This window comes from Streptomyces sp. NPDC092369 (genome assembly GCF_044755245.1).
In the GTDB taxonomy this organism is placed as follows: Bacteria; Actinomycetota; Actinomycetes; order Streptomycetales; family Streptomycetaceae; genus Streptomyces.
This window is the reverse complement of the sequence record NZ_JBIVQP010000007.1, coordinates 460379-473081: the sequence shown is the minus strand read 5'-3', so window position 1 is coordinate 473081 and position 12703 is coordinate 460379. Positions and strand designations below refer to the sequence as shown.

The following is a 12703-nucleotide window of genomic DNA, read 5'->3' as shown; positions in this document are numbered from 1 at the left end:
TCGTGCGGCTGGACGGAAGGAGTGAACGAGCGACGGCAGTCCGGCCAACTCCTGGCAGGTACAGGTTCATCGAGCCTGGTCCCGCCGCATACTCCCTGTGGTTCCGACCCGCCCCACAGGGAGGCAGAACATGGCCCACCTCACTCGTCGCAGAGTTCTCACCACCCTCGGCGCCGCCACCGCGGCCGTGCTCGCCCCGCCCGCGGGCAGTGCGTTCGCGAGCGACGGCAAGCACCGGCCGCGCCCGTTGTGGAAGGCCCACGCCCACAACGACTACGACCATCCGCGCCCCCTCTTCGACGCCCTCGACCACCGCTTCGGCAGCGTCGAGGCCGACATCTTCCTCGTCGGCGACCAGCTCCTGATCGCGCACGACGCGACCCAACTGGACCCGAAGCGCACCCTGGAGTCCCTCTACCTCGACCCGCTGGCCGCCCTGGTCAAGCGCAACCACGGTTCCGTGTACCGGGGTTACCGCAAGCCGCTGCAACTGCTCATCGACATCAAGACCGAGGGCTCCGCCACGTACCTCGAACTCGACCGCCATCTCCAGCGCTACAAGCACCTGTTCACCACGTACGCGCATGGCCGGGTGCACCCCGGCGCGGTCACCAACGTCATCTCCGGCGACCGGGCCGCCCGCATCCCCATGGAGGCGCAGACCGTGCGGCGCGCCTTCTACGACGGTCGCCTCACCGACCTCGGCACCTCGGCGCCCGCCTCCTTCGTCCCGCTGATCAGCGACAACTGGCAGCTCAACTTCACCTGGCTGGGCGCGGGCGCCTTCCCGGAGGCGGAGCGGCAGAAGCTGCGCGACATCATCCGCCAGGCACACCGCCGCGGGCAGAAGGTGCGCTTCTGGAACACCCCCGAGGCGGCCGGGCCCGCCCGGGACGCGCTGTGGACCGAACTGCTCGACGCCGGCATCGACTACTTCAACACCGACGACCTGGCCGGCCTGGAGGCCTTCCTGGACGCTCACCGGTAGGCGGCCGGCGGTCAACTGGACGCCCGCCGCCGGGCGTCAACGCGGCACCACGGACATCACACGTCCGGGGGGCGGGTCAGCCGCCAGGACGAAGCCTCCGCTACGCCACACTTGCGGCCGAACGCCGCGAAACGGGCGTGGCGGAGGAGGTTGACGATGGCCATTTCCATCTCTGTGCTGGTGCTGCTCCTGATCCTGGCGGTGATCTTCCTGCGCAGCGGCGGGCTGAAGGTCTCGCACGCCCTGGTGTGCGTCCTGCTCGGCTTCTTCCTGGCCGGCACGAGCATGGCGCCCACCATCCACGGCGGCCTCACGGCGACCGCCGACATCGTCAGCAGTCTGCGGCCGTGAGGACCGCCGCGTTCGCTACTCGGTGAAGACCCCGATGCCGGTCGGGACCGGGCGCTCCGAACCGTCGGAGGGGTGATTGCGTACGGACACGGCACTCGCGCCCGGCTCGCGGGCGACCAGTTCCGACGAGCCGCCGCCGTCCAGGCTGAAGGCGTCCACCGAGCCCAACGACCGCATGGTGGTGGCCACTTCGGCGATCGTCAGACCGGTGCGGTAGGCGGGGGCGCCGTCCAGCGCGAACAGCAGCAGCTTGTGGCCGTCGTCCGCGATGCCGACGGCGGTGCGCACGGCCGCGACCGCGTTGTCGAGACCGGCCAGCGGCCGGCCTGCCATGAGCACCGGATAGCCGCCGAGCGCGAAGCGGTACGGGATCCCGGAGGCCGATGCCACCAGCCGCCGCTTCACCGTCACCGGCTCGCCCTTGAAGAACTTCCGCAGGTGCTGCGCGCCCGCCTCGCGGCCGACCAGCACCGTGGTCCCGGCCGCGATGGCGCCCTTGCCCGGGGTGTCCGCCGTCGCCACCACCCGGTTGTGGCGGATCGTCACCTCGTAGGTGTCCGTGCTGCACGCCGCGGCGCGGTTGGTGTCGGTGCCGCAGGTGGCGCGCACCCGGGAGGCGCTGCCCCAGTCGGACGTGAACGCGCCGACGGAGCCCACCGGCAGCGCGTACTGGTTGAGCCCGCCGAGCGGCAGTCGCCCCGCCGGTGTGCGGACCGAGCCGCTGAGGCTCAGGCTGTCCAGCCGGGCCCTGCGGTCGACGCCCACGCCGATGACGTCCTCGGTGGTGCGGCCCGGCGGCATGGAGGGGCCGAAGCGCTGTCCGCCCGGCACCGCCGCCTTCAGCGTGCGGCCGCTCGCGATCGCCGGGCCCACGGTGGCGAACGTCGCCTCGACGCCAGGGTGCTGGGCCTCGGTGATGTTGAAGAAGTCGCCGTTGACGGCCGCGACGGCGCCCCTGGCGTCGGCCAGCGAGGACAGGGCGGCCCGGGAGGCGACCGCTCCCGGGTACAGCAGATCGAGTTTCACGCGCGCGTCGCGCAGGTCCACGGTGACCAGGTGGGCGTGCGTCAGCCCCTTGATCCCCTGGATGTCGAACTCCTGGTAGGTGACCCCCGAACCGACGGGAACGGCCCTCGGCACGGCGCCGGCCGGTGCCGCCCCCGCCAGGGCCGCACCGGCCAGCGCGCCGAGTGCCGTGAGAAACGCCAGTACCGATCTGTGTGCCGAACGACGTCTTTGACGACGCGTCACCGTGCCCCCTGAAGTCTCGTCAACTGTCCCAGGACTCAGGAGAAGTGCATCAGACGGTGGTGACCGGCGGGGTTCCTAAGCGCCGACTACGCGAGAACGAGTGAGAAAACGCAGCCCCTCGGGCGCCTCCAGCGAGAAACCGCTGCCGCGACCCGCTACGACGTCGATGATCAGCCGCGTGTGGCTCCACACCTCGTACTGGCTGCGCGACATCCAGAAGGTCACCGGCTCGGCCACGCCCTCGACCTCCAGCTCCGCGAGCAGCACGTCCGAGCCCCCGGTGCGGAACTCGCCCTCCGGGTAGCACATGGGCGCGCTGCCGTCGCAGCAGCCGCCCGACTGGTGGAACATCAGCGGGCCGTGCGTCCCGTGCAGTGTGCGCAGCAGGTCGGCGGCGGCGGGGGTGAGTTCGACGCGCGGAGTGTCCTCGTCCATGCCACCAGGGCAGCACGGACAAGGTTGCGAGAGGGTTGCACGGCTCCCTCGCACGGCTCCCTTGCACGACAGCTTCGCTCCCCGCGCCCTACTCCGCGCGCAGGGCGGTCGCCGTGCGGATCCGGGCCGCCCAGCCGGCCGGCAGCAGCGAGCCCAGGACGGCGACCGCCGTGCCGGCGAGGGCCAGCAGGACCAGTTCGGGACCGCCGTAGACAGAGGTGACCGAGCCTGGCAGGCGCAGTCCGGCGCTGTGGCCCATCGCCGGCAGGACCGCGTCGTGCACCGCCACCCCGAGCGGTACGCCGAGGACGCCCCCGACGACTCCCGGCAGGACGACCGACGCGACGACCAGGGTGACGGTCTGGCGGGGTGTCATGCCGAGGGCCTTGTGGACGCCCAGCTCGCGGACGCGTTCGTGGGTGTCCAGGACGACCCCGCCCAGAACCCCCAGCGCGGCGACGCAGACCAGCAGCGCGGTCAGGAACGCCGTCAGGGAGTTGAGGACGGTGACGGTGTCGCTGCCGTTGAGGGACTTGGCGCTCGTCGCGCTGACGCCCAGTGGTTCGAGGTCGGCGTTGAGCGCGTCGACGTAGGCGTCCGTGTCGGTGCCCGGCTTCAGGTCGATGGCGTACGTGGTGGGCTCGAGGTCCGGTGCGGCCGACTTGAGGGTGTCGGCCTCGGTGAAGACGCGCATGCCGTCGTCGCCGGTGTCGAAGACCTCGCCGACGATCCGGACCGACACCGGTTTGCTCCCGACGTTCAGCGTGACCGTGTCCCCGACCTCGGCGCCGGCCGCGGTCAGTACGGGGGACGCGACCACGGCCTCGCCCGGTGCCGCGAGCCAGCGCCCCGAGAGCATCCGGAAGCCGCCCCAGGAGGCGTCACCGTCCAAGGCGAACAGGGTGACGTCCCCGGACACGCCCGACAGCGTCGACTCCGTGCTCGCGGAGCCGTAGGAGCGGCGGGTGCCCGGCTGGTCCCGGATCGCCGAGACGACCTTCGCCGGATCGGCGGGTGTCGTGCCCTGCTGTACCTGTTCCCTGTTCCGCGGGCCGCCCGGACCCGGCGTGGCGACCGTGACGTCGGCCGCGTTGTGGTTCTTCGCGGCGATCACCTCGCCCAGCGAGGACGACAGACCGGTGGCGAAAGTGACCGCCGCCGCGCCGAACGCGACCGCCGCCACCATCGAGAGCGTGCGCGCGGGACGGGCGAACGGCCGGGCCAGGCCCAGGCCGACCGGCCGCGGCAGCGGCAGCCGCGCGGTGAGCCGGGCCGCCCGCCGGCCCCGGCCCGGAGCGGGCGTGCGGCCCACGGACAGCGCGTCGACCGTACGCAGCCGCCCGGCCCGCCAGGCGCTCGCGCAGGCCGTCGCCGCGACCACCACCAGCACCCCGCCGACCACCAGCACGTCCACCCACACCTCCACGCCGAGCCCGGACGTGCCGTACGCGTCCTCCGTCTCGGACAGCAGCGGTACGGCCAGCAGGTGACCCGCGACCGTGCCGAGGCCCGCGCCGACCGCGGCCGGCAGCACGGCCTGGCCCGCGCAGGCCCGCACGACCTGACCGGGCGTGCAGCCGACGGCCTTGAGGACGCCGATGCGCCGGATGCCGGTGGCCACCGCGCCCGCGACCACGTTTCCGACGATCAGCACCGACATGACCAGGCCGAGGACACCGAACGCGACCAGGAAGGGCACGAACAGCGAGGTCTCGCGGGTGGCCGTCTTCTTGACGTACAGCCAGGACTGCGAGCCCGTGACGGACTTCGCCGGTACCGTCGCGGCGACCGCGGCCCGGTCGTGGGTGACCTGCGCCGAAGTGGCCGCGTGGGTGAAGCGGTAGAGCATCTGGTAGCCGTCGGGCTCGCCGGACGCGGTGAGGCCGGCGATCCGGGACGGCAGCACCCAGCCGTCGGCGGTGCGGCTGACCGAGCGGGCGATCCCGACCACCGTCAGCGTCGGGCTGCCGGGCTGGTCGGGGAAGGTCAGCTCCTGGCCCAGGCGCACGGACGGGCCGGAGTCCGCCGACATGACGATCTCGCCGGGCTTCTCCACCCAGCGGCCCTCGGTCACGTCCACCTTGTCGACGGCCTGGCCGGCGCTCGCGCGGCCCACGAGTGACAGCGGCACGGTGGCCTGCGCGTTGATGCCCAGGCCCACCGAGACGGTGGGGAAGGGGCCGGCGGAGGCCTCGACCCCGGCGGCCCGCGCCGACGCCCTCACCTGTGCCTCGGTGACCTTGTCCGCGTCGAACCCCACGGTCAGCTGCGCCCCGTGCTGACGGTCGAAGGCCTTCTGGAAGGGCGCCTGGGACGCCACCAGCAGCGACCCGCCCAGCACGGACGCCGTCACCGCGAGCAGTGTCGCGAGACCGATCACCAGGGTCTGCACCCGGCGCCGGGCCATGCCCACGCGGACGACCCTCACCAGCGCGCTCATCGGACCGGCTCCGTGGCCGTGCCGACGTCCGTCGAGGTCGCGGCGTCGGAGGTGATCCGGCCGTCGACCAGATGGACGGTGCGGCGCGTGCACGACCGCGCCAGCGCCAGGTCGTGGGTGACCACGACCACCGTCTGCCCCTCGCCGTTGAGCTCCCGCAGCAGCCGGCACACGTCCTCACCGGACGCCGAGTCCAGCGCGCCGGTCGGCTCGTCGGCGAGCAGCAGGGGCGGACGGTTCATCAGGGCCCGGGCCACCGCGACCCGTTGCCGCTCGCCGCCGGACAGCCGGCCCGGGTAGGTCCGTGCGTGCCGGGCGATGCCGAGCGACTCCAGCAGATCGTCCGCCCGGCGCTGCGCCTCACGCCGGCCGAGGCCCGCAAGGCGGGCGGGCAGCAGCACGTTGTCGGCGACGCTCAGGTCGTCCAGCAGGTTGAAGAACTGGAACACCATGCCGACCTTCGTACGCCGATAGCGCGCCGCGGCCGCCTCGCCGAGCCGGTCCACGCGGACGCCGTCCACGGTGACCGTCCCCTCGTCCGGCCGGTCCAGCCCCGCGACCAGGTTGAGCAGTGTCGACTTGCCGCTGCCCGACGGCCCCAGGATCGCCACCGCCTCCCCGGCCCGTACGGTCAGCGACGCCTCCCGCAGCGCCGGTGGTCCGGCGTCGTAGCGGCGGCCGACCTCGTGCAGTTCGATCACGGGTGTGCTCATGGCCCACTCCCTCGGTCCTCGCCGCGACGGCGAGGGTGTCCTCGTATCGGATGCGAGGACGCTAGGAACGGACGCGGTGCGGGCACGACGGCCGCCGGGGGTAATCGGCGTACCCCGTGCGGACGACGGCGTGCGATGTCATCCCTGAGATGTACGTGCCGGATGTACCCGGCCAGGCCCGCGGAGGGATTCCCGCCGTGCCGCCCGCTCGGGAGAATGGGCCGGTGACCGTGTGGGAGCGGGTGGGACAGGGCATGCCGGGCCGACTGCGCGCCGGCGCCGGGGCGTTGCTGCGGCCGACCGGTCCCCTGCCCGTGCCGAGCCGGCGCGACCGGCTCGCCGACGGGGCGCTGGCGCTGGTCCTGGCCGGGCTGTCGGTCCAGTTCACGATGGACGACGGGTACGAACAGTCGCACGGGCACAGCATGGTGGGCCTGCTCGACCTGGTCTTCGTGGCCTCGGGGGCGCTCGCCCTGCGGCGCCGCTATCCGCTGACCGTGCTCTGGATCGTCATGACGGCGACGGCGCTCACGCCGGACAGCGTCGCCCGGATCACCTTCTACCAGTGCGTCATCGCCGCCTACTCCGCGGCGGCCTACAGCCCCTACCGGGTGGGCACGTTGGTGAGCCTGGTGGGCGCGGTCGCGCTGATCGGCCTGCCCGGGGACGGCGGCGACCAGCCCTATCCCTACGCGTATCCGCTTCCCTACCCCGTGCCGCCCAGTCTCGCGGCCGAGCCGACCGTGCCGACCCGGTTCGTGCCGCTGCTGCTGTCCGTGCCGCTGGTCATCGCCGCCGTGGGACTGCGCACTTGGCGGCGCCGGGCCGCCGAGACCCGGACCCGGCTGACCGCCGTGGAGCACGAGCAGGCCGAGGCGCTGCGCCGGGCCGTCGAGCTCGAACGCGCCCGGATCGCCCGGGAGTTGCACGACGTCGTCACGCACAACGTCAGCGTGATGGTCATCCAGGCCGGCGCCGCCCGCACGATCATGGAGAGCTCGCCCGAGGAGGCGCGCGAGGCGCTGCTCGCGGTCGAGACGGGCGGCCGGGCCGCGATGGGGGAGCTGCGGCAGGTCATGGGACTGCTCACCCCGGACACCGACGACCTTGATCAGCAGTGTTTGGGGCCGCAGCCCGGGCTGGCCCAACTGGACTCCCTCGTCGGGCGGATGCGCGCCGCCGGACTGCCGGTCGAGCTGACGGTGACCGGAAGCGCACCCGCCGCGCTCTCACCGGGCGTCGAACTCGCCGCCTACCGCGTGGTGCAGGAGGCCCTGACCAACACCGTCAAGCACGCCACCGGCGCCGAGGCGAGCGTGCGGATCGCGTACGGTGCCGAGGACCTGGACGTGGAGATCAGCGACACCGGCGGCCCGCCCGCCCCCGCCGCGGCCACCGGCAACGGACGCGGACTGATCGGCCTGCGCGAACGCCTCGCCATCCACGGCGGCACCCTGCGCACCGGCCCGCGCCCCCTGGGCGGTTACCGCGTGCACGCCCTCATCCCCCTGCGCCATCAGTGAAGTTGGAGTCCCCAGTGAACTCACCGCCCCCGCGGGTCGTGGTCGCCGACGACCAGGCACTCGTGCGCACCGGCTTCCGGCTGATCCTCGGCGCGCACGGCATCGAGGTGGTCGCCGAGGCGGCCGACGGGGGCGAGGCCGTGGCGGCGGTCCGGCGCACCCTGCCCGACGTGGTGCTGATGGACATCCGGATGCCCGACATGGACGGCCTGGAGGCCACCAGACGCATCCTGGAAGGTGCCACGGAGGCGCCTCGCGTGGTCATGCTCACCACCTTCGACCTCGACCACTACGTGTACGCGGCGCTGTCCGCCGGAGCCAGCGGCTTCCTCCTCAAGGACGTCACGCCCGAACAACTCGTCGCCGCCGTCCGCACGGTACGGGCCGGCGACGCGCTGCTCGCCCCCGCCATCACCCGCCGCCTGGTCGAACGCTTCGCCCGCACCAGCACCGCGTCGGCCGCTCTGCACCGCGACCTGGCGGCTCTGACACCACGCGAACTCGACGTGCTGCGGCTCCTCGCCGAGGGCCTCAGCAACGCCGAACTCGCCGCCCGACTCCACCTGTCCGAGACCACCGTCAAGACCCACGTCTCCCGCATCCTCACCAAACTCACCCTGCGCGACCGGGCCCAGGCGGTGGTGGTGGCGTACGAGACGGGACTGGTGAGTCCGCGGTCGAGTCTCTGACGGCGCTCTGCGCCCGGCGCCGCGCAGCAGCAAGAAGTCGAGGGCCCGGCGCACGTGCCCGGCCCTCGACTCCTGTGTTCCGACCGCCCTGACCACGGCCGGATCCTGTCCTACGGCCTCGCCGTGGCCGTGGGCGCGTTGTAGCCCTCCACCCGCAGCTTCGGGCGGGAGCCGCCCGGGGCTTCGGCGGGCCAGGACGCGGTGACGGTGCGGGACTCGCCCGGCAGCAGCCACAGGTAGTTGTCGCTGTAGAGGGTGGGCAGCACCCGGTCGCCCGACTTCGCGTCGAGGAGGGAGAGGCGCACCATCGCCGCGACCGACGAACCGCGGTTGCGGAGGCGGGCGGCGAGGCCGTGGCGGGCGCCCGAGTGGTCCGTGTCGGTGATGTCGACCGAGACACGGGTTCGCGCCGCGGAGTTCAGCGCCCGCATGTCCTGCGGGTTCTTGTAGCGCCAGTACGTGTTCTCGGACAGCAGCTCACCGCGCGCGTCCGTCAGACGCACCCGGAGGAGGTGGAAGTCCGGGAGGCCGTCCCTGCTCACCGTGAACGCGCTCGTGGTCGCCGAGGACGCGATGTCGACCTTAGTGCGCTGCTCGGCCGCGAGTTGACGTCCCGTCAGGTCGTAGCAGCGGGCGGAGACCGTGGCGCCCTTGATCGCTTTCGGCGTGTGGTTGACCGCGATCACCTTGCCGCTCGCCGAGTCCGCCTGGACGTGGACGGGCTCGCTCGCCTTCCTGGAGCCGTAATAGGCGCCGTTGACGTCGAAGTCGTAGTCGTAGGTCTGCCACACCGTGCTGTACCAGGCGGGGTGGGACATCCACAGCATCAACCCGCTGGCGTCCTCCCACAGGTTGGCGTTCCAGGCCTCGAACATGGCGCGGTGGTTCTCGTAGTTGACGAACTGCGCCTTGCGGGCGAGGTCCTCCAGGCCGGTGGTCGTGTCCAGGCGGGACTCGATGGCGGCGCGGTAGTTCTGCGGCGCCTGATTCCCGCGGGTGCTCCAGTCGTGGTAGTACCAGGCGCCGCCGATCGGCCACTCGGGCTCGTCGCCGACGAGGTTGCGCAGGGTCTCGGCCGTCGACACCACCGGCATGCCGATCTCGGTGTGGAAGCCGAAGACGCCACCGCCGTAGGTGGCGGCGGAGGCATAGCGCTCCGGCTCGACCCAGCCGTAGGGGCCGCCGCCGGAGACGATCCCGCCCGCGGAGTTGTTCTGGTAGAGCAGGTCGGGTGCCTCGGCGCGCACCGCCGCCCGCATGCCGTCGTCGACCGCCGCGGGCGGGTTGCCCTCGTTGGCGCCGCACCACACCACGACGCTCGGGTGGATCCGGTACCGGCGCACGGTGTCCTGCGCGGTGTCCAGGAACGCCTTGTGGTCCGGCGGGTCCATTCCCCACGCGTTGGGGAAGTCGTTCCACACCAGAATGCCGTGCTCGTCGCAACTGGCGTAGAACTCCTCGCGGTTGCTGCTGGCGACCCAGTTGCGGATCATCGTGAAGTTCATGTCCCGGTGCATCCGCACGGCCGCGTCCATGCGGGACTTCGGCATCCGGCGCAGCAGTTCGTCCCAGCCCCAGTTGCCGCCCCGGCAGAAGACCCGGGTGCCGTTGACGCTGATCTTCAACGGCTTGGTGCTGTTGTCGACGGACTTCACGTCGGTCCAGTCGTCGCCGTTGTCGGAGACCTGGATCGTGTACTTCTTGGCGTAGGCCGCTTCCCAGGTGATGACCACCCGGTCGAAGGACACGGTCGAGCCGAGATCGACGCGGATCCACTGGTTGTCCTCGTAGGAGGAGGACCAGCGGGTGCCGGGGTCGCCGTCGGTGGCGTTGCCGGGCCCATTGCCCGAGTTCTCGTCGGCGGACGAGGTCGCCGTCCTGTGCAGGGCGAGGTCGGTGTCCGGCGACGCGCTGTTCACGACCGACAGGGCCCACATCGAGGAGCCGTAACCCGTCGCTCGCTCACGGCAGAAGATCCTCAGATACCGGGCGCTCTGCGCCGCCAGGTCCACGCTCTGGATGCTCGCCGCCCCACCGGCCCGGAACGGCAGCGGCACTGCCGAGTTGTCCACCGAGGCCGCGTCGGTCCAGTTGTCGCCGTCGTCGGAGACCTGGACGGTGAACGTCTTCGCGTACGCCTGCTCCCAGGTCACCACGACCCGGTCGAAGGAGACCGAGGAGCCGAGGTCGACGCGGATCCACTGGTCGTCGTCGAAGGACGAGGACCAGCGCGTGCCCGCGTCACCGTCGGTCGCGTTGCCCGGCTGGTTGCCGGGGTCGTCGACCGAGGAGGACGTGGCCGTCCTGCCGAGAGCCAGGTCGGTGTCCTGCGCCGTGCTGTCCACGACCGACAGGGCCCACATCGACGAGCCCCAACTCGTCGCGCGCGTATGGCACATGATCCGTACGTAACGCGCCTTGCGGCGGGTGAAGTTCACCGTCTGCGCGTACGAGTCGCCGCCCGTCTGGAACGTCAGCGGCACCTCGTACTCGTAGCCGAACTGGCGGATCCCGAAGCGGGTGGTGCGCCGGTCGCTCTCCGCGCCGCCGACGGAGGCGGTGAGGGTGAGGTCGTGCAGGGTGGCCTCGCCGTAGCCGTTGGGCCACCACAACGCCGGGTTGCGCAGCCGGAGTTGGGGGTTGTCGGCGGGGGCGAAGACCACGTCGGTGCTCTCGCCGCCGGCGACCGTGACGGTCTGGGTGAGGCGTACGCCCTTGAAGGCCGCGGAGACGGTGACCTTCCGGTCGGCGGTGTCCGCGTTCTTCACCGGCACGGTGATGGTCAGTTCGGCGGTGCCGGTGTCCGGGAGGTCGGGCAGCCGGGTGTCCACGCGCGGGTCGCCGATGACCGCGGCGCCGGTGGAGCGCAGCCGGACGTGGTTCCAGATGCCGGCCGCCCGGTCGCGGACCGCGGGCATCCAGTCCCAGCCCGAAGAGGCCAGATACGTGGGGGAGTTGCGGTTCATCATGTTCGCGCCGGCGTCGACGAACGCGAGACCCGCCGGGCCCTTGTCGCCCGGGCTGCCCGGGAACGGCATCGGCGTGATCCGCACGGCGAGGGCCTGCGCGGCGTCGCCGCCGGTGGCCAGCAGCTCGGTGACGTCGAAGGCGGCGCGCGCGAAGGTGAAGGCGACCTCGCCGACGGAGCTGCTGTTGAGCCAGACGTCCGCCTTGTGGTTGACCCCGTCGAACTCCAGCCAGATGTGGCGTCCGGCGCCGGTGCGCAGACCCTTGGGGAGGTGGAACTCGCGCCGGTACCACCAGGAGTGGCGCGAAAGGGCTTCCGGGACATGGAGGTTGTTGAATCCGGCCACCGGGTCGGGCAGATGGCCCTGGTCGACGAGCGAGGTCGTGACCGTGCCGGGGACCGTCGCCGGCAGCCAACGGCTCGTGTCCGCCGAGGACTTGGACAGGGCGGCGCCGTCACCGGCGGCCCAGTCGTCCATCGTCAGGTCCCAGCCGGACTCCAGCGGGACGGTGCCGTCCTCGGCGACCTTGAGAGCCGGGGGAGTGCGGTGGTGGACGCCCCAGTCCGTCCAGCCGGTGGCCTCGGGGCGGGCGGTGCGGCATGTGCCGTACACCTGGAAGCCGTTGAGGCCGAGCGGGTTGGTGTTGGAGCGCTTGCGCACCGTCATGCGGACCCAGCGGGCGCTGACCGGCTTGGCCAGGGCGATCTCCACGACCCCGCCCTTGCCGGAGGTGGTGCTGTACACCGTCGTCCAGGCCTTGTTGTCCCGCGAGGTCTCCACGACGTAGTCGACCGCGCAGCTGGAGAGGATCTCCTGGCCGGTCGTGTCGTTGCGCGGACTGCCACTGGTCGACTCCGTGAACGCAGGGTCGTCCGCGGTCGCTTCGAAGGTGAGGTGGACCGAGTCGACCTCGCACAGCGCCTGGAGGTCGACCGAGATCCACTGGGGATCGCCGGCCGCCGCGCGCCAGCCCGTGCCGCGCACGCCGGTGGACGTCACCTTGTCGACCACGAACTCCGCCGGGGTGGGCGCGTAGTCGGTCGAGGAGACGGTGACGGGCCGATATCCGGCCAGCTCGCCCGGCGCCACCGGTCGGCTCGCCTGTCCGGATCCGGTCGCGAAGGCGTCGGTGGTCGAGGTCATGCCGAGGCCGAAGCCGGCCAGCAGGGCGGAGCCGGTGGACAGGACGGTGCGGCGTGAAGGTCTGGACGGCTGATCCGACATGGATTGCGGCTCCGATCAGGGAAGTTCAGGGCGCGGGCCGGCTCTGGGGCAGCCTGCTGACAACGTTGCCAGTGCGGCTCTGACAACGTTGCCAAACACTGCACCCGCGGGGGTGGGCTG

9 protein-coding genes are annotated in these 12703 nt (G+C 72.1%); 4 read left to right on the top strand and 5 right to left on the bottom strand.

What is annotated here, in order from left to right; translation table 11 throughout:
* The first annotated feature begins 130 nt into the window (after positions 1-130).
* Both ACIQI8_RS37035 and ACIQI8_RS37030 read left to right on the top strand, forming a co-directional pair.
* Positions 131-988 carry a phosphatidylinositol-specific phospholipase C/glycerophosphodiester phosphodiesterase family protein gene (locus ACIQI8_RS37035; RefSeq protein WP_402360805.1) on the top strand — a complete coding sequence of 286 codons (858 nt, stop codon included), beginning with the start codon at positions 131-133 and terminating at the stop codon, positions 986-988.
* 156 nt (positions 989-1144) lie between these two features.
* Positions 1145-1339, top strand: coding sequence for a hypothetical protein (locus tag ACIQI8_RS37030; RefSeq protein WP_124000652.1), 195 nt, complete (start codon positions 1145-1147; stop codon positions 1337-1339).
* A 15-nt stretch (positions 1340-1354) separates the two neighbouring features.
* Here ACIQI8_RS37030 and ACIQI8_RS37025 read toward each other — a convergent pair whose 3' ends face one another.
* The 4 genes from ACIQI8_RS37025 to ACIQI8_RS37010 all read right to left on the bottom strand — a co-directional run bounded on the left by ACIQI8_RS37025 (position 1355) and on the right by ACIQI8_RS37010 (position 6178).
* A complete protein-coding gene (locus ACIQI8_RS37025) occupies positions 1355-2590 on the bottom strand; it encodes a phosphodiester glycosidase family protein (protein ID WP_402360802.1) in 1236 nt (411 codons plus the stop codon).
* Between the two features lie 75 nt (positions 2591-2665).
* Positions 2666-3025, bottom strand: a complete 360-nt coding sequence (locus tag ACIQI8_RS37020; protein ID WP_402360799.1) for a DUF779 domain-containing protein — start codon at positions 3023-3025, stop codon at positions 2666-2668.
* An 88-nt stretch (positions 3026-3113) separates the two neighbouring features.
* Complete coding sequence (locus ACIQI8_RS37015) at positions 3114-5465, bottom strand: FtsX-like permease family protein (protein ID WP_402360796.1); 2352 nt, start codon at positions 5463-5465, stop codon at positions 3114-3116.
* Positions 5462-6178 carry an ABC transporter ATP-binding protein gene (locus ACIQI8_RS37010; RefSeq protein ID WP_402360793.1) on the bottom strand — a complete coding sequence of 239 codons (717 nt, stop codon included), beginning with the start codon at positions 6176-6178 and terminating at the stop codon, positions 5462-5464. Before ACIQI8_RS37010 ends, ACIQI8_RS37015 begins: the two co-directional genes overlap by 4 nt.
* A gap of 254 nt (positions 6179-6432) precedes the next feature.
* Here ACIQI8_RS37010 and ACIQI8_RS37005 point away from each other — a divergent pair, with 254 nt between their 5' ends.
* Positions 6433-7701 (top strand): sensor histidine kinase, encoded by a 1269-nt coding sequence (locus ACIQI8_RS37005; protein WP_402361360.1) that lies wholly within the window; start codon positions 6433-6435, stop codon positions 7699-7701.
* A gap of 14 nt (positions 7702-7715) precedes the next feature.
* Positions 7716-8390: a response regulator gene (locus tag ACIQI8_RS37000; protein ID WP_402360790.1), complete on the top strand. Its 675-nt coding sequence runs from the start codon at positions 7716-7718 to the stop codon at positions 8388-8390.
* A 110-nt stretch (positions 8391-8500) separates the two neighbouring features.
* Here ACIQI8_RS37000 and ACIQI8_RS36995 read toward each other — a convergent pair whose 3' ends face one another.
* The gene (locus tag ACIQI8_RS36995; protein ID WP_402360787.1) at positions 8501-12583 is read right to left on the bottom strand and encodes a discoidin domain-containing protein; all 4083 of its coding nucleotides are present in this window, start codon (positions 12581-12583) and stop codon (positions 8501-8503) included.
* Positions 12584-12703 lie beyond the last annotated feature (120 nt).

Bases quoted from the DNA above. Each gene is read 5' to 3' on its own strand.
- ACIQI8_RS37035 (WP_402360805.1), top strand. From the start codon at position 131: ATGGCCCACCTCACTCGTCGCAGAGTTCTCACCACCCTCGGCGCCGCC.
- ACIQI8_RS37030 (WP_124000652.1), top strand. From the start codon at position 1,145: ATGGCCATTTCCATCTCTGTGCTGGTGCTGCTCCTGATCCTGGCGGTG.
- ACIQI8_RS37020 (WP_402360799.1), bottom strand. From the start codon at position 3,025: ATGGACGAGGACACTCCGCGCGTCGAACTCACCCCCGCCGCCGCCGAC.
- ACIQI8_RS37015 (WP_402360796.1), bottom strand. From the start codon at position 5,465: ATGAGCGCGCTGGTGAGGGTCGTCCGCGTGGGCATGGCCCGGCGCCGG.
- ACIQI8_RS37010 (WP_402360793.1), bottom strand. From the start codon at position 6,178: ATGAGCACACCCGTGATCGAACTGCACGAGGTCGGCCGCCGCTACGAC.
- ACIQI8_RS37005 (WP_402361360.1), top strand. From the start codon at position 6,433: ATGCCGGGCCGACTGCGCGCCGGCGCCGGGGCGTTGCTGCGGCCGACC.
- ACIQI8_RS36995 (WP_402360787.1), bottom strand. From the start codon at position 12,583: ATGTCGGATCAGCCGTCCAGACCTTCACGCCGCACCGTCCTGTCCACC.